Source organism: Criibacterium bergeronii, from assembly GCF_001693775.2.
GTDB lineage: Bacteria > Bacillota > Clostridia > Peptostreptococcales > Filifactoraceae > Peptoanaerobacter > Peptoanaerobacter bergeronii.
The window spans coordinates 58,879-80,661 of sequence record NZ_MBEW02000007.1; the positions used below are offsets into that span (position 1 = coordinate 58,879).

The window sequence follows — 21,783 nt, forward strand, 5'->3', positions numbered from 1 at the left end:
AATGTGGAAACAACCTAAGACAGATTGGAACAAAGATGATTACTTTAATGCTGAGGATTTCAACAGGATTAAAAACAATTTAGTTTACCTGAGGGGGCTTTCTGTCAAGTTATACAAGGAGTTTAACATTTCTTCAGTTGGGATTGATAAAACTTACAAGGATTACTTCTATGCCGATGAAATCAATCTCTTAGAAAGCAATTTTGAAACGATAAACCAAAAGACTTTGAACGCAGCGTATGGAGAAAAAGTGATTTACAAAGATAATGGTAACACAATGACTTACAAAGAATTAAATAGGCTTGAAAATGCTATCTTCGATTTGTACGGTAAGTTTATGAATCAAGCAGATGGGAGAAGGCATTTTACATTTAATTTAGGAACGAGAGGAGGTTTATAAATGGCTTGGGCGATATTACCAACAAATTATAAAGACATAGTTTGGAGTGGACTAAAAAGATACACTCAAATCGACAATGATGACGGCACAATATCGTTTAGAGATGATACTCATTATACTTACAAAGAGCAATCCTTTTTTGGTGCAAAAGAAGCAAATCAGATAAACGAAGCCATCAATTACATTATGACAAAGTTGGAAAACGGAACGAATCTATATACAGAGTTCCAAACTTTTTTCAACAATCAAAGGCAGTTGTTTATCAATGCTAAAGATGAGGTTATCACAGATATAACACATAAAACTGATTCAGATTATGATTTATTCAAAGGGCATTTAGATGATTTGAAGCAGCAAGGTAATTCTTCTTTAACCGAAATAGAGAGCAATTATCAGCAAAGAATGAGCATATATGAGAATCAGCAAAAAGCATTGTTTGATTTGTGGTTTTCAGATATCAAGGCTCAGTTATCAGGAGATGTAGCCGGAAACTTACAGAAACAAATTGAAACATTGGGTACAAAGATAGATGGATTTTTACCAAATGATATTACTTTCTCTACTGACGGAAAAACTATCACGGAAAAAGTAAATGATAAGAAAATAGTTACCGAATTTATTTCGGACACAACAATCGTTCAAAAATTATATGTAAATGAAGTCTTAAATTTGACTAAGACAATTACATTTTTGAATGGTGGTAAAAACATTAAGGAGGTAGTGGAATAATGAGTTGGGCAGAAGCTAAATGGATTGTAGATAATATTCTACAGAAAACAGGACAACAGCCAAATAATATGAGGAAATTTGTGGCTATTCCTTTATCGAGTACAACAATAGGTTTAACTTTTTTAGAACCGGAAGATAGTTATTTGGACAACAACCTTATTTGCTCTGTAGGTGGAGTAATGATAAGAAAGTCAGAAACAGGTTTTCCGGCTACACCAAACGATGGAGACCTTGTATTAGTAAACACTGAACTTGGAAAATATAATACAGACAATTTTATTGTTGAAGGATTGATTGAAGGTAAAACATACTACTTCTCTGCTTTTCCTTTTTCAACTCAGGGCGTTTACAATACTTCTTCTAATGAAGTAAATCGTGAAACAGCTGTTCCTTCTAATGGAGAAAGTGTTACTGTAAATATTACTATTGATGACACCTCCGCTTTTGGAAATGTTGAAGTGAAATGTGTTGATGAAACAAGCTCATCTTCTACTCAAAGTGCTACATTATCAGCGATAAAAAGAATAGCGACATTTACTGTTACAACAGGACATAGGTATCATATAGAATATGGAACTGTCGATGGGTATTCAAAACCAAGTAATACATCTCCAAAGACATCTGTTGCAGGTGGAAGTAGTTCTTATACAGGAGCTTATTCATATTTTACTTCCACAATCAATGTAACCTACCCTATAGGAGCTACGGTTAAATGCGTAAATGGAGATATCATTTATATAGCTCCGACAACATCAGGAAATCATTCTTTCAAGGTTCATAAAAGCGGCATTTGGACTATCACTGCAACCAAGAGTGGGGATTCTGTTTCAACAACAGTTTCTATTACAGCTACAGGACAGACTAAATCGGCTGAATTATCTTTTGTAAAGATATATGGAATATCTCGTAATGTGTCGTCATCGTCTCCAAATTGGACAAGAACTGATGACGCTATCGGTAAAACAGCAACCGCTTCTGTAGGAACACAACCGGGTAACAGTAATTTTAATAATTGCTACCCTTGGTCTGAAATGACAAGACAAACACTTTCAACGGGCGATGTAATGGTAAAAATACCTGAGTTTTGGTTCAATCGCTCTGTGCAAAATGGAATTGAAACCATTCAAATAGCAGATAAGGCAACACAAGGTTTTGTGAAACACCCCGGTTCAGGTAGTTTTGTAGGAGCTTATAAAACATCAAGTAACAATAAATCCGTGAAAAATGCAGCCCCAACGGCGAATCAAACAAGAGCTACTATGAGAAGTAATGCAAAAACCAAAGGTACAGGTTGGGGAATTATCGATTTAGTTACTGAATCGGCAATACAGATGTTGTACTTGGTTGAATTTGCTACAAATAATTCGCAAAGTGCAATAGGTATAGGGTATTGCGATGATAACTCGTCTGCTATCTCGTCAGGAACTTGTGACAATGTTCCGGGGCTTACAGGTAGACCTGCCGGTACTGATGGTAAAGTTGATGTTATCTACAGAGGTATCGAAGGAATATGGGGTAATGTTTGGGAATTGGTAGATGGAATAAACATAAATAACGGAGAGTATTATGTTTGCACAGACCCAAGCAAATACGCAGATGATACAAGTAGTAATTACACGAAGTTAAGCTACAAGGGTGTAACAAACAATGCTTGGATTACATCTGAAGGTATAGATGGAACACTACCTTGGGCTATGCTACCTTCAGCAACGAGTGGTGGTTCTGAAAGCACATATTATTCAGACCATGTTTATGCTTCTTCAAGAGGTTGGTTTGTGGGCTGTCGTGGCGGTGCTTGGAGCCATGGTTCTTTTTGCGGTATGTTCTTTGCTCACTTGTGCCTTTCGTCGTTTGACACGAGCTCGGGCATCGGCTCTCGCCTACTTTATAAGCCCTCCTAAGGGGGTATGGGGGATTTCTCCCCCATTCTATCAAGAACTTTGTTGAAAAACTTGGAGTAAAACTTAAAGGCAATTATCAGTTGTTTCGTATTCAAGAGAATAACAAAGGTCGTAAGATTGATTTTGTAGGTAGATGTTTCGGCAGAGGATTTACTACAATCCGAAAAAGACAAGCATTAGCCCTTATGAGACAAAGTAGATACATACAAAAACTTATAAGAAAGAACAAACCAATCTCGTATCGAACTGCGGCAGGATTTCTCTCAAGATGTGCCTGTTTCAAACATACGAAATCAGCGGGTCTTAAAAAGAAGTATTATGACACGATAAATATTGAAAAATTAAAGGAGGTTATCAGAAATGAGAGTAAAAGGAGACATCTCTCCCAATGTATGCAGTATTGAACCCTTTGGTGGAGAGGTAGGAAAAGTTGAAGTTAGGCTTAGGGAGAATATTAAACCCTATGAAGAAAAGAACGAGGAAACCGGCGAAGTGATTTCAGGATTTGAATACGATGAGTATTTGTTCGTACTCGATGATACAGAAAATCTTTCAGAAAACATACAGAACAATTTTTCAGATTGGCTAACGACCGGTAGAACTTTAGAAATTGACCCAAGAGCTACACTTTATATTACAGCAAAAACTACAGCTATTGATGAATATACAGAAGAACTGATACAGGGAGGTATTTTATAATGAGTACATTGGTAGAAAGTTTGAAGCGATTGTATCTTAGAGGACGATTGACAAAAGAACAAATTGGAAAAAGAGTTACAAAAGGTACAATTACAGAAACAGAGTATGAGTACATCACAGACGAAAAATATGCAAACACGGAGGAAGCAAGCTAATGATTTCAGAGCAAACATTGATAATGAATATGGTCGGAGCAATATTTGCCAGTGGTGGATTTTGGGCTTTTCTAACCTACATTATTCAGAGGAGAGATAATAAGGATAGTGCGGAGACACAGATGTTAAAGGGTTTAGGACACGACAGGATATGTCATTTAGGTTCTGAATACATCAAAGAGGGTTGTATTTCAAAAGATGACTACGAAAATCTGCACGATTACTTGTTTATCCCTTATAAGAAACTCGGAGGTAATGGAACGGCAGAAAAAATAATGAAAGAAATTGATAAATTACCATTATGTACATTGGAGGATAGAGCGTGAGTAAAGATATTTTCATAAGTAAAATTGCTGAATATGTTTCTAAATACGCACCTAAGTATGGTATTAAAGTACACTCTCCTATCATTGCTCAGGCGATATTGGAGAGTGGCTTCGGAACATCGGAACTTGCTAAAAATGCTCACAATTATTTTGGTCTAAAATATCGACAAGGGAGATGTAAAACTTGCATAGGTGTTTATGGAAAAGTAGGAACGGAGCAAAATAAAGACGGAAGTTATACGGCTTCACAAATGAATTGGTGTAAGTTCAAAGATATGGAAAATGGTGTAATCGGATATTTCGACTTCATCAATATTTTTAATTACGCCAATCTCAAAGGGGTAACAGACCCTAAAAAATATCTCGATAATATAAAGTCAGATGGGTATGCAACATCACACAAATATGTAGACAATCTGATGAATATTATAAAGCAATACAATTTAACAAAGTATGACAAAAAGGAGGAAGTAAAAATGGGAAAAAGTTCACTTTCGAGCTACACAAGGATTACATCTAATAAGAGTAGTCCAAGAAATCACTCTATTGACCGTATTACCCCACACTGTATAGTAGGTCAGTGGTCGGCAAAACATAGTTGTGATTATTTTGCAACAACAGGCAGACAGTGTTCTTCAAACTATGTTATCGGTAAAAATGGAGACATCGGACTTTCCGTTGATGAAAACGATAGAAGCTGGTGTTCCTCAAGTGCCGAAAATGACAATCGTGCTATTACAATAGAATGTGCGTCAGATACAGCACACCCTTATGCGATGACAAATGCCGTATATCAATCTCTCATCAATCTTTGCGTTGATATTTGTAAAAGACATGGTAAGAAGAAACTCTTATGGTTTGGAGATAAAAATAAATCGTTATCTTATAAACCTAAGAATGATGAAATGGTTATAACTGTCCACAGATGGTTTGCTGCAAAATCGTGTCCGGGAGATTGGCTCTATTCAAGACTTGGTAATCTTGCCACAGAAGTTACAAAAAGACTTGGTGGAACAATTACAGAAAACAAACCACCTGTACTGCCTACTGATAAAATATTTAAGCCTTATTTAGTTAGAGTTCTTGCTGATTCTCTAAATATTCGTAAAGGTGCAGGAACAAACTATGCTATCGTTGGTGCAATCAAAGACAAAGGCGTATATACCATTGTCGGAGAAAGTAATGGAACAGGGGCTTCCAAGTGGGGAAAACTTAAATCCGGGGCTGGCTGGATTTCGCTTGACTATGTGAAGAAAGTCTAATGCGTAAGAAAAATCGCCCTATAGAGTTTTCTAAGAAAATTTTAGTCGTTGCAGCGGTTGTGAATGTAGCGGTCATTATCTTTACATTCATTATGATATGGAGAACCAACGATTTAACCCCCCTCTCATATCTGATACCGGCAGTAGCTGCTGAAACGGCTACCGGAACAGGATTTTATTACGCAAAAGCTAAAGTTGAGAACCGTATCAAACTTATGAAGCAGTATAAGGTTGAACCTACGGGCGAATCGTTTACAGAAAAAGGAGGATATTATAATGGTTGATTTAACACAGGTTGTAGTAGCGGTTTTAACTCTTATCATCTCGATGGTATCAGCTTTCCTCGTATCATATCTCAAAACTAAGATTGATGCGGAGAAACTTGAAAACATTAGATTTTGGGTCAACATCGCAGTAGAAGCGGCAGAGCAAATTTACGCAGGCTCAGGTAGAGGAAAGGAAAAGAAAAAAGATGTTTTGAAATTCTTACAAAGTAAAGGCTTTACCTTGAACGCCGAAGAAATTGAAAAAATTATCCAAGCTGCTGTTCTTAACTTAAAAAGCAATAAAAAAGAAGAAGCCCATAATTAGACTTCTTCCATTATAAAAACAAATCCAAAACAATGTTTGACGAAAAATAAAGTGTCTAATACAGAGTTCGGATTTGCACAATCTGGTGGAGATGACGGGAGTTGAACCCGTGTCCAAAATCTTTCCACATAAAGCCTCTACGTGTGTAGATACTAAGTTGAGTTTCGCTATTGCAAGAGTGCTTAGTATCAAAACTTTTGCAAAGCTACAATCGAATTGATGCAGTGTAAATCCCGATTATCTATTTACAAGGTGGCCTGCTATCGACGCCTTATCCCAAGTCGCAGGGGTCAAGGGCAAGACGAGCTGCAACTAGGCAGCTAGTGCAAAATTATCTTCTGCGTTTAACTTTAGTGTCCCTCGTGATTAACGTGTTCAAGAGACTTTGGCACGACACGCAGCCTTATACTTCAAAACCCTGTCGAATCCTTTACATCCCCATATATTTAATATTATAACACATATTTTTTTTTATAGTTAAAAATAATTTTACAAATTTATTAAATTTGGCAAATTACAATGCTAAATTTGTTTAAAATTTTAAATACTGACCTCTTTGTTTTTCTGTTTGTTGTAATGATTAACATTAAAAAAATACTCTAAAATATCATTATTAAATAGACATTTTAGAGTATTTATATTTACTAAAAATTGTATTTTAATTCGGGATTGTAATTTGTGTCTGATATATAAATTGGTCTGACCTTGCCAGTGTATGTGTCATTTCTATGATTGCACCTTTTGCATCATAGCTGTATCTTGTAACGCTCAGGCAGGCTGTGTTGTGAGATACTTTTAATGTATCCGCCTGTTTTTGTGTTAAATTTATTGCTGAATACTGCTCTACTACTTTAAAAATCTTTTTATGAAAATCCTGTTCAAATATATCATACAGCGGCTTTTTTACAAGATTTTCTCTTGTCAATGTAGAAAATTTTGAATATGGTAAATAGGTTGTCTCAAGTAGCATTGGTACACCGTCTGCCAGTCTCAATCTCTTAAACTTTATGACCTTGGCATTATTCTCAAGGTTCATATTTTCCTGCACATATTTTTTTGCAATTTCAATACTGTAGTCCAAAATTTCAGATGTCGGTTTTTTCCCCATGGCGATGGTTTGGTCTGTAAAGCTATAGTATGATGACAAGTCCTGCTTGGAATTATTCGGCTTTGCTACAAATGTACCCTTGCCTTGGATTTTTATTATATATCCATTAAGCTCAAGCTCTGATAATGCCTGTCTGACAGTAGTCCTACTGACCTCATACATATCGCAGAGTTGTCTTTCTGATGGGATTTTTTCAAAAAATTCCATCTTGCTTATCAATTCAATTAATTTGTCAACTAATTGAAAATAAAGTGGTGTAACTGTATCAATTTTCTTATTCAATTAAATCTACTCCCAAGGTGTAGCAGTTTCTTTCAATGCTCTATTTAAATTTTCTATATTTTGTTTGCCTTCAGAATTTATCCAGTCAATTCCTTGCTGTTCAGATTTTAAAAATTCGTCAACACCGCCTGCCCAAGTAGCTCTGCCACAAAGTACACCATTAAATTTAGAGCCAGCTCCTTTTGCAAAATGTAATGTGTCTATAAACATTTCATTAGTTACACCGGCAGACAAGAATATAAATGGAACTTTGCATAAATCACTTTGTTCTTTAAAGGCTTTTTGTGCCTCTTCCTTTGAATAAACAACTTCGTCTCCAAATCCTTCAACAAACTTCATATTTACAGGTACTTCAAGCTTTAATACGTCTATGCCGTATTTTTCATCCGAGAAGTCTTTTATTGCATCATTTACTTTATGCGGTTTAACTTTTGCATATTCTTTTGATTTTGTATCTTGAATATTTGCATCATATGAAACTATTTCTAAGAAAAATGGTAAGTCATAGGCTTTGCATTCAGCACCAACTCTTTCTATAAATGCTTTTTTTTGGTCGTTTATTTCATCGCCCTCGTCCACATCGTAGTACAATAAGATTTTTACAGCATCTACTCCAATTTCTTTTAATCTATATACTGATAAATCGGTTATAAGTCTTGGTAATCTACCTACTTCTGTATGGTCATAGCCTGTAATTTCATAAGACATTAGTAGTCCGCAATTGGCATCTTTTACTTTTATTGCAGCCATACCGTAGATTGGGTCTAGCAATATTGCAGAGGCGTATTTTGTAAGATTTTCAGACACTGCTTTTTTAAATGCAATAATTTTTTTAGTCCTAGTTTCTGTATCAAGTCCGGTAATCATTGACTCTATAGCTCCTCTTTGGTCTATGGCAAGAGCCGCAATTACTTTATTTTCATTTGATAATTTTCTTAAATATTGTTTTTTATTTTCGCTCATAATCTTCTCCTAATGAAAGTTTATTATATACATATTAATTTAAGCTACTGACTTTTATCTGTTGTTGTAAATCTTTAACTACCTCTAAATCTATATAACCGGTTTTTTGGTTCATCGCATTAGACATACCACAAGCGTTAGAAAGCTTTAATGCATCTTCAAAGCTCATTTCATTGTCTATTCCATATGCAAGTCCTGCCACTGAGGAGTCACCTGAGCCAACCGGATTTACAACTTTAATCTTAGGTATGTCAACTTTATACAGTCTATCACTACTCTTAACTATAGCTCCATCTGCTGAAAGGCTTACAATTACATTATCTACTTGATTGATGTCATTTTTTAATGACGCTTTTATATCAAAATCTTCTTTTAGCTTTTGAGATTTATCCAATAAATCCTTAAACTCATCCTGATTTGGCTTTATAAAATCCGGTTTTGTACTAAAATTATTTACTACATCTTCAAGCAATTTTCCTGATACATCTGTAATAACTGTGCAATTTTTTTCTTTTGCTATTTTTACTAAATTTTCTACATAAGAATTATCCAAGCCTTTAGGCGATGAACCTGATATGCAAACTACGTTTACTTTATCGCAAAGCAATTCATATTTTTTTAAAAACTTAGCTAAATACTCATCATTTGGCACTTCACTGTATTCCAAAATCTCTGTTTGCTGATTATTGGATAAAATTGCTATGCAATTTCTTGTAGGCTTGTCTGTAAAGAGAAAATCATTTTTAATATTGTCTTTATCTAATTGATCTTTTACAAAATTACCTAAATCTCCACCTAAAAATCCTGTAGCAATAACCTCTGCTCCTAGAAATTTTAATACCCTTGCTACATTTAAACCTTTTCCACCTGCTGTTTTAATTGTATTATTGCATCTGTTAGTGGCATCAAGCTTAAAATCATCAAGCTTGTAGGAAATATCGACTGACGGACTGAGTGTAACGGTTAATATCATTAAATTCTCCTTTGTCCGTTTACATATACTTCAAGGACGTTAAGTTCATCGTCTAATATATTTATATCAGCAAATTTGCCCTCTTTAATACTGCCTATTTCGTCATCAAGTCCAACAGATTTTGCCGGTATAAGGCTTGCCATTTTTACTGCATTTAGCTTATCTACTAAGCCCCAGTTATATACATTTTTAACTTCGTCATTTAATTTTGCAACAGAGCCTGCTAATGAACCATTTTCTATTGTGGCTGCTCCATTTTTTACTACTACATCAAATTCGCCAAGCTTGTAGTTGCCTTCAGGCATACCGCCTGCCATCATGCAGTCTGTAATAAGTAGGGTTTTATCTGTAGATTTGGCTCTTATTACTACATCAACTGCTGCCGGATGTAAATGGTGTCCATCGCATATAACTTCGCTGTAGGCATCTGTAGTAAATGCTGCACCTACCATACCCGGATTTCTGTGATGAAGTGGGCTCATACCGTTGTAGGTGTGAACGAAAATATTTGCTCCTGCATCTACTGCTGCCTTTGCTTGCTCATAGGTTGCATCGCTGTGTCCAAGTGCAACTTTTACGCCTTGGTTTACAGCATAACTGATAAATTCCTCTGTATGCTCTCTTTCAGGAGCAATTGCTATTTTTTTAATTAAATTTCCTGATTTTTCTTGCCATAAATCTAATTTTTCAGTGCTTGGGTCTGACATATATTTTGTATTTTGTGCACCCTTGTGCTTTTCTGTGAAAAATGGTCCTTCTAAAAATATTCCTTGGACTTTTGCTCCTTCGCATTCGTCCTTATATTTTTTTACATTTTCGCAAGCCGCATTTAATTTTTCTACGCTGTCTGTCAAAGTGGTGGCTAAAAATGAAGTCACTCCGTTTGCAAGTATACCTTTAGATATTTCAAGTAAACCCTCCTTATCAGCATCCATGATGTCATGGTTGTGATATCCGTGTATATGGGTATCAAAGTATCCCGGAGCTACAATCTTTCCTGTGTAATCTTTTACTTCCACACCATTTTCGGGAGAATTAGTTATCTCAGTAATTTTTTCGTCTTCAACTTTTACATATCCATTAAAGATTTTATCTTCCAAAAATATTTTATCTGATTTTATATAAAATTTTGTCATTTTAATTTCCTTTCAAAATAAGTTGTCAAACATATTTTAAAAATCTCAATCTAATACTAATCCAAATTGTGGATTGTAACTCCTTTTACAACTCTGTTTACTGTGCCGGTCGCACTTGGGGTATCGGGAGTATTTTTAACCTTTAGGCTGGTCATTACTGCTACAGTCTGTGCTACAACTATATAAGGCATCGCAAGATATACGTCCGGCAATTTTTCATCAGAATTTAATACAAATTGTTCAAAATCTGCGTCAAGCTTATCGTTTGTAATAGCAATTATATTTTTAGCTATTTTATCTCCATGGATTTCATTTATGATATCCACGTCATATTGTCTAGTATAGAAGTCTGTAGAGACAAAATCAAATACCAATGTATTTTCATTTACAAAGGATTTTGGACCATGTCTAAAGCCCATTGACGAGTCAAAGCAGGTTGCAATCTTGCCAGCTGTAAGCTCTAAGATTTTTAATTGAGCCTCTCTAGTAAGCGCAGCAAGTGAACCTGAGCCAAGATATACTATTCTGTCAAAATCTTTTTCTAAATATTTGCTAATTTCTGTTTCTCTATTGACTATATCTTCAGATAATTGACTGATTTTTTCTATAAGGTTTGATTTTTCTTCATCACTATGAGCTTTATCAAATACCATCAAGGCACTTAAAAACATAGAGCTAAATGAACTTGTCATTGCAAAGCCTTTGTCATTTGTACCCTCAGGCATTAACAATACATAAGCATTGTCTTTATCTTTTAAATCCATAGCCAATTTCCCATCAGGAGCACAAGTTATAGCCAAATGGTAAATGTTATCTACTAATTGGTTGGCAAGATTTACCGCTGCAACACTTTCAGGAGAGTTTCCACTTCTTGCAAAGGATACAAGTAGAGTCGGCACATTTAGTAAATACTGCTTAGGATTGCTAACTATATTGGTTGTAGCAATTGTCTCAAATACAAATTTATCATCTTGTAAATTATTTAGATAAGGAAATAAAGTGTCTCCTACATAAGCAGATGTGCCCGCTCCTGTAAATATAACTTTTATCCTTCCATGTTCATCATTAAGTTTTTTTAAAAAAGTGTTTATAGAATTTTTTTCATTTTTATAATTTTCTAAAGCTTTTCTCCACATCTTAGGTTGTGATTCAATCTCTCTAACTGTGTTAATAGCCTTTAGCTGTTGTAATTTTTCGTCTGTAAAATCAAACATAAGTCCTCCATTTAAAAAATTAAAATTGGATACTACCAGTCAAAATATATTTACCCTAAATTTCGATAATAATCTCCCAGTTATCTAAATAAGAATTATAAAATTGATGAAAATATATAACTGGTAATTACCTGTTAATAAATATTAACTCAATTTTTAAAAAAAGTAAAGTGCCTAATGATAATTTTTATTATAAAAAAGCTAAATATTTCAATTTTTATTCAAAATAAAAAACCTTAACTTTTTTAGCTAAGGTTTTTATAATACATTATATTCCGTCTGTCTCTTCTTGTTTATTTTCTGCCGGCTTTTGATAGAATGTTATTCCGTTTTGTCCGTCATCAATAATACTTTTTACATCTGCGTCCATATCTTCAGTGTCTTCTTTTATAAGAGCAGAATAAACCAGTGGGAAGTTCATGCCTGTAAGCACTCTTACAAATTTATTCGCTCCAAAATTTAGCACACTTCTTGAAAATGGAGTGCCACCAAGTAAATCAGTTATAAAAATTATTTTTTCATATTTTTTAGATAATTCATCGTAAGTAGCTTTTAGATTTTTATCTAAATCTTCATAGCTTTGGGATTCAAGATAATCTACCACCCTTATGTTATCCATTTCCCCTATTACTAATTTTAAGCCACTGTATACACCCTTAGAGTATTCGCTGTGAGCTGTTAGAATTACACCATACATAATATAATCCTTTCTTTTTTAAAAAATACAAACTCTGCAAAAAGGCAAAGTTTGTATTTTAATTTTTTATTAGAATATTCCTAATTTTCCACCAATTATACCAAGTATCAATAATAATGCTATACAAGAAATAGGTGTCATCTTTTTCTTAGTCATTAGTAAATATAAGCCTAGAGTAAGAAGAAGTGGGATTAAGTGAGGTACTATACCATCTAATATATTTTGAATGTTTATAGTTACTGGAGTTTCAGTATATTTATTGTATGTTACTTTAGAGTAACCATTTCCTAAATCTTCTACAGCAGAAGTAGAGTCTATAGGAGTTTTTTCACCTTTATCATTCAAAACCACTTTATCATTTTCATCAAACTTGTATAAATCTTTATCAAATTTTTCTACATCTTCATTTGCCACTACTGCCTCATACTTTGTAGGAGTAAATGTAGTACCGTTTGGTATTTGAGTTTTAATTGTAGTCCCACCATAAAGTGCTGTTAAAGAACCAACAACAATTACACCAAGTATAGATGCTGCTCTTGTAAACTCTTTTGCATTTTGAGTAAGAAGAGATATAGCATTTGTACCCATCTTGTAAGACCAGTTCATCAGCCAGTATCTTATAGCAAACTGAGCAACGTTGAATATTAACAAGAACAAGAATGGTGCAGCAATATTTCCCTGCAATGCCATATTTGATGTTATACCAGCTGTAATTGGTACTAGTGTGAACCAAAATAGTGCATCACCTATACCGCCAAGAGGTCCCATTGCTGCTACTCTGACAGCACGAATTGTTTGAATATCTGCCTTATTTTGCTCTAGTGATAAAACTATACCCATAACAAAGGTTACTAAGAATGGGTGTGTATTAAAAAACTCAAGGTTGTGTGCCATGGAGGCAGCCATATCATTTTTATTGTCTCCATGGATTTTCTTTAGTCCAGGTAAAATGCCGTATAGCCAACCAGCAGCCTGCATTCTTTCATAGTTAAAAGATGCCTGTAAGAACAAAGAACGCCAAACCATCTGATTTAATGTCTTTTGGTCTAATTGTGGAGCTGGAGTAAGATTTTCGTATTGGGAAGGAATATTATATGCCATCTTCTTCACCTCCTGATATATTTGTGTTGCCCACATTATTTTTTAATTTAACCTGCATCTGATAGTCATAGATAGCTACGGCAAATCCAATTACTGCTATTAGTAATATTGCAGAACCACTTAAAGCAGGTATAGCTCCAAATAAGTTAGCTATAGCAAAACCTGCAAAATAAAATGGCCACAATTCCCTTGATACCATAACCTTTAATAGGATAGCAAAACCTACAAACCTCATCATACCGCCGGCTGCGGACATACCGTCCATGAACCATTTTGGTATTCTTTTTGACAATTCTTCTCCATAGGTTGCACCTGCAAAGAAGAATATTAGAACAATTACACCAAATATTGCACCAAGTGCTGCCATAGCTAAGTAGTTAATACGTTCTATGGCTTTAGGGTCTGCATTTTCTGCTGCCTTATCAGCAACAGACATTACAGGTGCCATTGCTGTAAATATCAATGTAACTGCATATTGTCCAAGTAAAGCAAATGGAACTGCTGCCGCTACTGCTGCTGCCGGTTCAAACCCTGCCGCTATAGCAAATACAGCTGCCATTATACCACCGATAACCGCATTTGGTGGCTGAGCACCTCCTACCGGCATATTACCAATGGTCATCAATTGGTAAGTAGCACCAACAATCAGACCGGTTTGCACATCTCCAAGTATAGCTCCTATAACAGGCCCCATAACTATTGGTTGATACAATGATTCCAAAAAGCTGAATTGGTCTATAGCTGCTATAAATGTTACTGCAAATACTAAGAAAATCTGAATAGCACTATATTGGTCCATAAATTACCTCCTTCTTAAATAAATTATACTTATTTAATATATATAACTTCGCAATAAAATTAATAATAAAATATAATAATTATAGTAAAAAAAGCTTTATAATAGCAATAATTATATATGAATTATTTTTTTGCGAAAGTTATAAACAATTTAACTAAAAAGTTTTTCTATATCTTCTGTGCCTTCTGAAGGAACTCTTCTTATTTCAAGCTCAACGCCTAACTCTGTAAGCTTTTTAAATGCGGCTACATCTGAGTCATCTACAGCGATAACCTTTGCAACCTGTCTTTTTCCCTCTGCCATGTGCATATTTCCGATATTTACTTTTTTGATAGGCACTCCGCCTTCAACTAATCTTAGTACATCTTGAGGTGTTTCACAAACTATAAATATAAGTTGTCTATCAGCAGCTTTGCCTATAACATCTATAGTCTTTTGTATAGAAAAATATCTTGTAGCGACACCGTTTGGAGCAGCCATGTCCATTAGACCTTGACGCATTTTGTTAGTAGATACTTCATCATTGGCAACTAGGATTAAATTAGCTCCAAGCACGTTAGTCCATTGAGTTGCAACCTGTCCATGTAATAATCTGTTATCAATTCTTGTTAATAAAATATTTGGCATGATTTTTCTCCTTAAAATATTTCATTTATATTTAAAATATAGTAATTTTGTAAACGTATTCAATTTAAGTTCATTATATTTTAAAATAAAATTTTTTTCAATAATCTTTTTCTGCTGATTTATTGGATTTTCAACTGGTTCTTTTACATTTTGTCCTTGTGGTCATTACCAATATATTGAATTAGTAATGTTTAATCCTTGGTAAATTTTTTTTAAATTAAACTGGTATTTTTTTGCGAATAATAAAAAATTTTTAATCCATTATCTTAGTTACTACATATCTACTTATAGTGATTATATTATCCTTTGATACCATCACCTCTAATGTATCTTTATTAACCTTGGTGACATTTCCATAGATGCCCCCGCAAAATTCAATTCTTTTACCGGGTTTTAAATTTCTATGTAAATCCTCATAGTATTTTTTCCTTTTGCCTATATTTTTGTAATTCAATAAATAATAAATTACAGCAAATACAATTAGAAACATTGCTAATACTAGAGATGTATTTACAATACTTGATAATGTAAACATTAACACTCCTTTCACTTCACTTTTATTAAAATATATAATGTGCTACCTATTTGATTAATTTACCCAAATATTTTATAATATAAAACGTTAATACTTTATTAAAACATTTTGGAAAAATTATGAATATTAAAAAACTTGTAGCTAAATTAGATAATAAATACAGTTATGAAGATGTTATGTATATAAAAGAGTTTTTGAGTGCACTAGACTCCGCAGGTAAAAGTGAAAACACTGTTTCAGCATATTTTAGAGATTTAAAAGTGTTCTTCGACTTTAAATTTGACGAGCCTTATCTTAAAAATTTAAAATTAAACGAACTAGCACCCATTAATATCAATATGTACTACAGCTATTTAATTTCTGAGAAAAATAACAGCTCACTTTCTATCACTAGAAAAAAATATGTGCTTAAATTATTTTTTGAGTTTTTAGTAGAGCAAAAAATACTAAAGGACAGCCCTATCCCTAAGGAGAGTGTAATAAAATCCGCAAATAAAATTAAATCTAAAAATCCCACTTATCTTGAGATAGATGAAATAAGAAAGTTAAATAGCATTATTATTTCACACTATGAAGACGAATTTGTAAAAGCTAGAAATTTTTTTATAATAAATTTATTTTTGCACACTGGACTGCGAATATCAGAATTACTTTCGCTGGACATAAAAGATATGGAGCTAAGCAGTAAAAGGCATTATTTATCAGTCATCGGCAAAGGTGACAAGGAGAGGATAATCCCAATTGATATAATTGCTTTATCTGAGGAGCTTAGCAATGAACAGAATTTAATACAAAATTACTTTGATTTTAGAAATACTATGAAATCAGACGACAATGCTCTATTTATTTCAAATAGAGGAAAAAGGCTAACTCCTAGGTATATTCAGCAAGAATTAAAACATTTAACCGCACTTGCTGGCATTGACAAAAAAATTACACCTCACAAGCTAAGGCATACTTTTGCTACCTTTTTTTTGAGAAATGGTGCAAATATAAGGCTGGTGCAAGAGGTCTTGGGGCACGCATCTATTTCTACCACACAAATTTACACGCATACTGATAAGCAAGATTTGATGAAAGCTATGAAAGAAAGTAATATTAAATATTAAAACAAAAATATCCAAGGAATATAAAAAATTTTTTTATAACTTGGATATTTTTTATTAATTTATTTTACAGTATCAAGCAGAGCTAATACAGTTTTTTCAATTGTATTTAACAGCTTTTTTGCTTTTTCCATGCTGTCTGATTTAGTGTAGATATACAATTTTATTTTTGGCTCTGTGCCTGATGGTCTTAGGGTAAACCATGAACCGTCTTGGTATTTAAATTTTATTGCATTTGTTTTTTCTATATCTATTTTAGAGGTTTGATTTTTTTCTAAATCTGTTTTTTCGCATTTATCATAGTCAGTGATTTCTACAAGTTTAGAATTTCCAATTGTCTTTGGATAGATATTTCTTATTTCATCCATCATTCTGCCAATTCTTTCTTTGCCTGTGATGCCCTCTTGTACTATGGATACTGTATTTTCTGCGTAGTAACCATATTTTTCAAATAATTCATTTAATACATCAATTAGAGTTTTTCCTTGTTTTTTATAATATGCAGCCATTTCAGCCATCAGCATTGCTGATGATACTGCGTCCTTATCTCTTACAAATGCACCTGCGTTGTAGCCGATTGACTCTTCATAGCCAAATACATAGGTTTTTTCGCCGGTTTTTTCCCATATATTTGGCAATTCAGATATGTTTTTAAATCCTGTCAATACGTCAAAGGTTTCTACACCAAATGCAATAGCAATAGCTTGTCCCATTTCACCTGTAACTATAGATTTTACTATAGCAGCGTTTTTAGGTAGCTTATTTTTATCCTTCAATGAATTTAAAATATAGTTTATTAACAATACACCTGTTTGGTTTCCATTTAATGCTATAATTTTGCCTTCATGTACCACTTCTACAGCTAGTCTATCAGAGTCCGGGTCTGTTGCTATTAATAAATCAGCTTTTACTTCTTTTGCTAAATTTTCGCAATATTCAAATGCCTTTAAATTTTCCGGATTAGGATATTCAATAGTCGGGAATGTGCCATCAGGGTTTTCTTGTTCTTTTACTACATGAACATTATTAAAGCCCTTTTGCTTTAATATAGTTCTAACAGCAATATTTCCCGCACCATTAAGTGGAGTGTAAGCAATAACTATATCTTTGTCAAGTTCGCTGTCAGCTCTCATGGATAATGACATAACTTGGTTGTAATATGCCTCATCAACTTCTTTACCTACATAAATAAGCAAGCCTTTATCAATTGCTTCTTGCTTGTCAATTAATTTTTCAGAGTCAAATATATCTCTTTTTTCAATTTTTTCTAGCACCATATTTGCGATATTGTCTTTAATCTGAGAGCCTTCTTGCCAATAAACCTTATATCCGTTGTATTCTTTTGGGTTATGGCTGGCTGTAACATTTATACCTGATGCACAATTGAAATATCTAACTGCAAAAGAAAGCTCCGGTGTCGGTCTTAGTGTTTCAAATATATATACCTTTATCCCATGAGTAGCCATGACTAATGCTGCTATTTCAGAAAATTCTTTGGAATTAAGTCTTGAGTCGTAGGCTATAGCTACTCCACGTTTTACATAGTCTGCTCCGTGAGTTTCTATCACTTCGGCTAAGGCATGAGTAGCTCTTGCTATTACATAAGAGTTCATCCTATTTGTGCCTGCTCCCATTTTGCCTCTAAGTCCTGCTGTACCAAAGGATAAATCTTGATAAAATCTGTCTTGTATATCTTTTTCATCACCTTTTATTAATTCTAATTCGGCTTTCATTTTTGGGTCAAGGTTTTCATTTTCCATCCATTTTTTATATTCGCTCATGTAATCTTTCATCAAACAGCCTCCACATTTTTTGATTTTAATAGATGTATAATTTAATTTCTATTATATTAAATAATAACTATTATACCATATTAATAATAATTATAAAACAAGAGCATTCAATCTTAATAGACTAAATGCCCTTTATCGTTTTAATTATGAATTAAAAGAAAATCTTTTAAAATTTTTCCAACCTCTTCACTGAACCTTTCAATATTTTTGATATATATAAAATCTGTACCATATATTAATCTAAGCACTGGCATATCCTTATCATCACCACTAAATATACCAATAATTTTTAAATTTTCATATCGTAATCTTCTCAAGGTATCAGCGGTGTCTTTTACTGCCATTTCTCCTTGGTATGGTGTTTTCATTCTTTGACCGATTTCAAAAATCACCTGCACATCATACGGCTTAGCATCAGTAAACACTATCATTATTCGATTTTGCTCATTTTTTTGCTTAGTCATTTTGCCTATTACATCTATAGCAAGTCCGTCTCTGTTACCTCCGCTACAGTAATAATCAAAGCATCTTTTGCAATCCTTGTCCTCATAGGTTTTAAGATATTTTATTATACTGTAATCCAAAAAGTTGTTAAAGCTGGTAACGGAATTTTTTATTCCTAATTCCTGCAAGGCTTTAGATACAATATAGGCTTGTATGGATAAATCTGATTGCTTATCCAACAATGAGGCACTGGCATCTAAAACTATGTCTACTATAGGAGGCTGTATCTCATGTTTTCTTTCTTTTTTAAATATATGTCTATTGTTAAAAGCCTGCGCTTTATACACATCTCTTGCCACTAACTTACCGGCAGAGGAGGTAAATATCTCCATATCGTCTTGATTTAATATTTGTAAAAGTATAGTTTTTAATTTTTTTATTTCATTTTCATATACAGCAACATTTTTATTGTATTGAGTGATATTTTTATTTACTTCCTCTGTTACCTGCTCATTTCTGTATTTATCGTGTATTGTCGATGGCTCTGCTTTGGTAAAAAATAGCTTATGACCTTTGTGTATACCCTTTACATATCTTTTTTCCAGCTCTTTTGTAGTCACTAGATTATATAGTGGCTCACCATAATAGTTTGCAATTTTTTCAAAATTTTTCTCTTCATTTCTCTGACTGCCTTTTTCGTTAATGGTATGAGAGTCTTTGGAAAAATTTATCTCAATTATGCTTTCATTAGGGTTAAATTCTGATGATGTATAGGTGTCAAAAAACTCAAATATTTTTTGTTTTTTATTTGTCTGATTTTCTAAAAACTTTTCTAATTCAGGTTTTTGTAGCTCTTTTTCAGTATTTAACTCTTTTTCGGTCTTAAAAAATTTGTTTAAGATATTAACAAACTCTTTTATAAATTCTATTGTATTATCAATACCTCTAAATTTTTTAACGTCCATTATCAGTTCAACCACTCTCCTATCAAAAGTAAGTGGTAAGCCTAGTATATATGAATAATAGCAAAGCCTGATAGCATTGTAGAGCTTATCCTTTTGCTTGACATTATTTAGCTCAAGGAGTTTTTCTTTATAGTTTTTTTCTCTGATGCTGTATATATTCTTTATATACTCAATTTCAGCGTTTACACAGGTTTCCTCTATGCAGACAAAAAATAAATAAAGTATTTCCTTGTATGAATTAATAGATTTTTTTAAAGTGGTAGAAAATTCTTCTATCATAGAGTAATCAAGGGTAGCGTAGAGTGAGCCTAAGATAGCTGAGCCATACAGCAAATCATAGTCGAAATAGTCCTCAGTAAGCAGGCTTGTATCTACATTTTTGCCATAAGCCTTTGTAATAGTCCAAACTATATTTGATACTCTATTTTTTTCGTAATAGGTTAAATCTTTCATTTCGCACCTAAAGTTTTAGATTGTCTGAAACATTTAAATTAATCAAATCTGTTACAAGCTGTCTTTCGTATTCATCAAATACCTTCCCTGAGATAAATATTTCTAATGCTTTTTTTATGTTTAGTCCGTTTCTATTTAACTTTACCGCAGAAAATAGTCCTCTTAAATCGACTGCTCTTGATGAAATTTGACCATTTTTAGCCTTGTCCTGAATAGACAAAAATAAATCTGATAAAATCGATATGCCCTCTTCGTTCACATTTTCAAATTTACTTCTAAAAATTTCCAGCAACAAGCCTTTGGATATATCAGGCATTTGTATTACTGCAAATCTTGATACAAGTGCCTCATTTAGCTCCTTTGTGCCTAGATAGCCATAGTTTATAGTAGAAATAAATCTTGCCTCTTCTTTTAACTTAACAATGTCATAGCCTGATACATCTATAAGTCTCCTATAGTCTAAGGCTGAGTATAATACTGAAATCGCCTCATTTTTAGCCATATTTATCTCGTCTAATACACCAAAGCCACCGTATCTTGCTACATTTGTAATAGACCCCGGTCTAAATACTACCTCTCCTTTTTTATAGGTATCAACTCCGATTAAATCGTCCGCATCGATATAATTGTGAAAAGATATCGTCCATTTTGGGCGACCAAAGGCAAAAGCCAAATTGTCACTGAGGATATTTTTACCAGTTGCTTTTCCCCCTACTAGTAGCAAATTTTGCCCATTTAAAAGGGAGTAGATACATTTTTCCCATACATCTACTCCAAAGAAAAAATCAGTTGGTTCAAAAATCCTGTCTTGAACTTCTTCATCAACCTTATAAAAATCTCTAAATTTTTGTAAATCATTTAATAAATTTTCACTTATTCCATAGCTTTTTAATTTATCAATCATATTAACCTCTTAAAACCACTTTACAATTATACAAGCTTTCTTTTATCAGTAATCACAATGTCTACTGGTAAGTCATATTCATTTGTGTCAATTTTTTCTACTATGCATTCGTCAAAGCATATACCAATCTTATATGCTTTTGTTTTGCCAAAAAATCTGTCATAAAAGCCTTTGCCATACCCTACTCTATATTTTTGCAAATCAAAGCATACGCAAGGCGTTACTATCAAATCTATTTTTGCTGGGTCGATTTCTTCAATTAGCTCTTTTTTTACCTCAAGTATCCCTTTGTATCCATGCTCAAGATTATCAAACGATTTAATAGCTGTAGCTTTCATTATGCTTTCTTTAGCATTTTCCACATAAGGTAGGCATACCACTAATCCCATATCTATACATTTTTTTATTAGATTGTGCGTATTTACCTCACTACCAAAGCTGGCAAAAAGCATGATTGTATCAGCTTTTTTAAAGACTTCCTCATTTTCCAGCTTTTTTATGATTATTTCACTTTTTTTATCTATCTCCTCTTGAGTTAGGTTATCTCTAATACTAAGCATTTGTTTTCTAAGCTCTTTTTTAGTCATAACTTTTCCTTATTAGTTAAACTGAATAAAAAA

The 21,783-nt window shown here is 33.4% G+C and carries 24 protein-coding genes and 1 other RNA gene; 10 read left to right on the plus strand and 15 right to left on the minus strand.

Translation table 11 applies throughout. The features are described 5' to 3' along the window. The first annotated feature begins 1 nt into the window (after position 1). The 9 genes from BBG48_RS04820 (at position 2) to BBG48_RS04860 (ending at position 6,063) form a co-directional block, all read left to right on the plus strand. A complete protein-coding gene (locus tag BBG48_RS04820; protein ID WP_068913589.1) occupies positions 2-400 on the plus strand; it encodes a hypothetical protein in 399 nt (132 codons plus the stop codon). Further along, a complete protein-coding gene (locus BBG48_RS04825) occupies positions 401-1,129 on the plus strand; it encodes a hypothetical protein (RefSeq protein WP_068913587.1) in 729 nt (242 codons plus the stop codon). It abuts the gene before it with no gap. Beyond that, entirely contained in the window at positions 1,129-3,030 is a 1,902-nt protein-coding gene (locus BBG48_RS04830; RefSeq protein WP_068913585.1) for a hypothetical protein, read from the plus strand. The genes BBG48_RS04825 and BBG48_RS04830 overlap by 1 nt, the downstream gene beginning before the upstream one ends. A gap of 360 nt (positions 3,031-3,390) precedes the next feature. Then, positions 3,391-3,729 carry a hypothetical protein gene (locus tag BBG48_RS04835; RefSeq protein WP_068913583.1) on the plus strand — a complete coding sequence of 113 codons (339 nt, stop codon included), beginning with the start codon at positions 3,391-3,393 and terminating at the stop codon, positions 3,727-3,729. After that, positions 3,729-3,884 (plus strand): XkdX family protein, encoded by a 156-nt coding sequence (locus BBG48_RS04840; protein ID WP_094754447.1) that lies wholly within the window; start codon positions 3,729-3,731, stop codon positions 3,882-3,884. The genes BBG48_RS04835 and BBG48_RS04840 overlap by 1 nt, the downstream gene beginning before the upstream one ends. Continuing rightward, positions 3,884-4,210, plus strand: a complete 327-nt coding sequence (locus BBG48_RS04845) for a hypothetical protein (RefSeq protein WP_068913581.1) — start codon at positions 3,884-3,886, stop codon at positions 4,208-4,210. The genes BBG48_RS04840 and BBG48_RS04845 overlap by 1 nt, the downstream gene beginning before the upstream one ends. Continuing rightward, positions 4,207-5,472 carry a glucosaminidase domain-containing protein gene (locus tag BBG48_RS11415; RefSeq protein WP_094754446.1) on the plus strand — a complete coding sequence of 422 codons (1,266 nt, stop codon included), beginning with the start codon at positions 4,207-4,209 and terminating at the stop codon, positions 5,470-5,472. The genes BBG48_RS04845 and BBG48_RS11415 overlap by 4 nt, the downstream gene beginning before the upstream one ends. A gap of 59 nt (positions 5,473-5,531) precedes the next feature. After that, positions 5,532-5,756: a hypothetical protein gene (locus tag BBG48_RS04855; RefSeq protein ID WP_243446742.1), complete on the plus strand. Its 225-nt coding sequence runs from the start codon at positions 5,532-5,534 to the stop codon at positions 5,754-5,756. After that, complete coding sequence (locus tag BBG48_RS04860) at positions 5,749-6,063, plus strand: phage holin, LLH family (RefSeq protein WP_068913577.1); 315 nt, start codon at positions 5,749-5,751, stop codon at positions 6,061-6,063. Before BBG48_RS04855 ends, BBG48_RS04860 begins: the two co-directional genes overlap by 8 nt. Positions 6,064-6,146: 83 nt before the next feature. On the opposite strand, the gene ssrA is transcribed toward BBG48_RS04860, so the two are convergent. The 11 genes from ssrA to yajC all read right to left on the minus strand — a co-directional run bounded on the left by ssrA (position 6,147) and on the right by yajC (position 15,498). Continuing rightward, positions 6,147-6,503, minus strand: a transfer-messenger RNA (tmRNA) gene (ssrA, locus tag BBG48_RS04865). Between the two features lie 218 nt (positions 6,504-6,721). After that, positions 6,722-7,453 carry a GntR family transcriptional regulator gene (locus tag BBG48_RS04870; RefSeq protein ID WP_068913576.1) on the minus strand — a complete coding sequence of 244 codons (732 nt, stop codon included), beginning with the start codon at positions 7,451-7,453 and terminating at the stop codon, positions 6,722-6,724. A gap of 6 nt (positions 7,454-7,459) precedes the next feature. After that, a complete protein-coding gene (locus BBG48_RS04875; protein WP_068913574.1) occupies positions 7,460-8,416 on the minus strand; it encodes a tagatose 1,6-diphosphate aldolase in 957 nt (318 codons plus the stop codon). A gap of 34 nt (positions 8,417-8,450) precedes the next feature. Further along, on the minus strand, positions 8,451-9,389 hold the full coding sequence (locus BBG48_RS04880; protein WP_068913573.1) for a 1-phosphofructokinase family hexose kinase: 939 nt from the start codon (positions 9,387-9,389) through the stop codon (positions 8,451-8,453). After that, on the minus strand, positions 9,389-10,525 hold the full coding sequence (nagA, locus tag BBG48_RS04885; protein ID WP_068913568.1) for an N-acetylglucosamine-6-phosphate deacetylase: 1,137 nt from the start codon (positions 10,523-10,525) through the stop codon (positions 9,389-9,391). The genes BBG48_RS04880 and nagA overlap by 1 nt, the downstream gene beginning before the upstream one ends. A gap of 56 nt (positions 10,526-10,581) precedes the next feature. Beyond that, a complete protein-coding gene (locus BBG48_RS04890; protein ID WP_068913566.1) occupies positions 10,582-11,739 on the minus strand; it encodes an SIS domain-containing protein in 1,158 nt (385 codons plus the stop codon). A gap of 268 nt (positions 11,740-12,007) precedes the next feature. Beyond that, positions 12,008-12,436 carry a PTS sugar transporter subunit IIA gene (locus tag BBG48_RS04895; protein ID WP_068913564.1) on the minus strand — a complete coding sequence of 143 codons (429 nt, stop codon included), beginning with the start codon at positions 12,434-12,436 and terminating at the stop codon, positions 12,008-12,010. 69 nt (positions 12,437-12,505) lie between these two features. Further along, the gene (locus BBG48_RS04900; protein ID WP_068913562.1) at positions 12,506-13,537 is read right to left on the minus strand and encodes a PTS system mannose/fructose/sorbose family transporter subunit IID; all 1,032 of its coding nucleotides are present in this window, start codon (positions 13,535-13,537) and stop codon (positions 12,506-12,508) included. After that, positions 13,527-14,336: a PTS mannose/fructose/sorbose/N-acetylgalactosamine transporter subunit IIC gene (locus BBG48_RS04905; protein ID WP_068913560.1), complete on the minus strand. Its 810-nt coding sequence runs from the start codon at positions 14,334-14,336 to the stop codon at positions 13,527-13,529. Before BBG48_RS04905 ends, BBG48_RS04900 begins: the two co-directional genes overlap by 11 nt. Positions 14,337-14,486: 150 nt before the next feature. Then, complete coding sequence (gene agaV, locus BBG48_RS04910) at positions 14,487-14,963, minus strand: PTS N-acetylgalactosamine transporter subunit IIB (RefSeq protein ID WP_068913558.1); 477 nt, start codon at positions 14,961-14,963, stop codon at positions 14,487-14,489. A gap of 253 nt (positions 14,964-15,216) precedes the next feature. Further along, a complete protein-coding gene (yajC, locus tag BBG48_RS04915; RefSeq protein WP_068913556.1) occupies positions 15,217-15,498 on the minus strand; it encodes a preprotein translocase subunit YajC in 282 nt (93 codons plus the stop codon). Between the two features lie 119 nt (positions 15,499-15,617). On the opposite strand from yajC, the gene BBG48_RS04920 reads away from it, so the two are divergent. After that, on the plus strand, positions 15,618-16,607 hold the full coding sequence (locus BBG48_RS04920) for a tyrosine-type recombinase/integrase (protein WP_068913554.1): 990 nt from the start codon (positions 15,618-15,620) through the stop codon (positions 16,605-16,607). Between the two features lie 59 nt (positions 16,608-16,666). On the opposite strand, the gene BBG48_RS04925 is transcribed toward BBG48_RS04920, so the two are convergent. From BBG48_RS04925 to BBG48_RS04940, 4 genes are all read right to left on the minus strand, one after another. Beyond that, complete coding sequence (locus tag BBG48_RS04925) at positions 16,667-18,397, minus strand: phospho-sugar mutase (RefSeq protein WP_068913552.1); 1,731 nt, start codon at positions 18,395-18,397, stop codon at positions 16,667-16,669. A gap of 140 nt (positions 18,398-18,537) precedes the next feature. Then, entirely contained in the window at positions 18,538-20,259 is a 1,722-nt protein-coding gene (locus BBG48_RS04930) for a vWA domain-containing protein (RefSeq protein ID WP_068913551.1), read from the minus strand. A gap of 7 nt (positions 20,260-20,266) precedes the next feature. Then, positions 20,267-21,163 (minus strand): AAA family ATPase, encoded by an 897-nt coding sequence (locus BBG48_RS04935; RefSeq protein ID WP_068913549.1) that lies wholly within the window; start codon positions 21,161-21,163, stop codon positions 20,267-20,269. Positions 21,164-21,189: 26 nt separating this feature from the next. Beyond that, on the minus strand, positions 21,190-21,750 hold the full coding sequence (locus tag BBG48_RS04940; RefSeq protein WP_068913547.1) for a 5-formyltetrahydrofolate cyclo-ligase: 561 nt from the start codon (positions 21,748-21,750) through the stop codon (positions 21,190-21,192). Positions 21,751-21,783 lie beyond the last annotated feature (33 nt).

Excerpts from the sequence above, each read along its gene's own strand:
- BBG48_RS04820 (WP_068913589.1), top strand. The coding sequence starts at position 2 with ATGTGGAAACAACCTAAGACAGATTGGAACAAAGATGATTACTTTAAT.
- BBG48_RS04825 (WP_068913587.1), top strand. The coding sequence starts at position 401 with ATGGCTTGGGCGATATTACCAACAAATTATAAAGACATAGTTTGGAGT.
- BBG48_RS04830 (WP_068913585.1), top strand. The coding sequence starts at position 1,129 with ATGAGTTGGGCAGAAGCTAAATGGATTGTAGATAATATTCTACAGAAA.
- BBG48_RS04835 (WP_068913583.1), top strand. The coding sequence starts at position 3,391 with ATGAGAGTAAAAGGAGACATCTCTCCCAATGTATGCAGTATTGAACCC.
- BBG48_RS04840 (WP_094754447.1), top strand. The coding sequence starts at position 3,729 with ATGAGTACATTGGTAGAAAGTTTGAAGCGATTGTATCTTAGAGGACGA.
- BBG48_RS04845 (WP_068913581.1), top strand. The coding sequence starts at position 3,884 with ATGATTTCAGAGCAAACATTGATAATGAATATGGTCGGAGCAATATTT.
- BBG48_RS04860 (WP_068913577.1), top strand. The coding sequence starts at position 5,749 with ATGGTTGATTTAACACAGGTTGTAGTAGCGGTTTTAACTCTTATCATC.
- BBG48_RS04875 (WP_068913574.1), bottom strand. The coding sequence starts at position 8,416 with ATGAGCGAAAATAAAAAACAATATTTAAGAAAATTATCAAATGAAAAT.
- BBG48_RS04880 (WP_068913573.1), bottom strand. The coding sequence starts at position 9,389 with ATGATATTAACCGTTACACTCAGTCCGTCAGTCGATATTTCCTACAAG.
- nagA (WP_068913568.1), bottom strand. The coding sequence starts at position 10,525 with ATGACAAAATTTTATATAAAATCAGATAAAATATTTTTGGAAGATAAA.
- BBG48_RS04890 (WP_068913566.1), bottom strand. The coding sequence starts at position 11,739 with ATGTTTGATTTTACAGACGAAAAATTACAACAGCTAAAGGCTATTAAC.
- BBG48_RS04895 (WP_068913564.1), bottom strand. The coding sequence starts at position 12,436 with ATGTATGGTGTAATTCTAACAGCTCACAGCGAATACTCTAAGGGTGTA.
- BBG48_RS04900 (WP_068913562.1), bottom strand. The coding sequence starts at position 13,537 with ATGGCATATAATATTCCTTCCCAATACGAAAATCTTACTCCAGCTCCA.
- BBG48_RS04905 (WP_068913560.1), bottom strand. The coding sequence starts at position 14,336 with ATGGACCAATATAGTGCTATTCAGATTTTCTTAGTATTTGCAGTAACA.
- agaV (WP_068913558.1), bottom strand. The coding sequence starts at position 14,963 with ATGCCAAATATTTTATTAACAAGAATTGATAACAGATTATTACATGGA.
- yajC (WP_068913556.1), bottom strand. The coding sequence starts at position 15,498 with ATGTTTACATTATCAAGTATTGTAAATACATCTCTAGTATTAGCAATG.
- BBG48_RS04920 (WP_068913554.1), top strand. The coding sequence starts at position 15,618 with ATGAATATTAAAAAACTTGTAGCTAAATTAGATAATAAATACAGTTAT.
- BBG48_RS04925 (WP_068913552.1), bottom strand. The coding sequence starts at position 18,397 with ATGAAAGATTACATGAGCGAATATAAAAAATGGATGGAAAATGAAAAC.
- BBG48_RS04930 (WP_068913551.1), bottom strand. The coding sequence starts at position 20,259 with ATGAAAGATTTAACCTATTACGAAAAAAATAGAGTATCAAATATAGTT.
- BBG48_RS04935 (WP_068913549.1), bottom strand. The coding sequence starts at position 21,163 with ATGATTGATAAATTAAAAAGCTATGGAATAAGTGAAAATTTATTAAAT.
- BBG48_RS04940 (WP_068913547.1), bottom strand. The coding sequence starts at position 21,750 with ATGACTAAAAAAGAGCTTAGAAAACAAATGCTTAGTATTAGAGATAAC.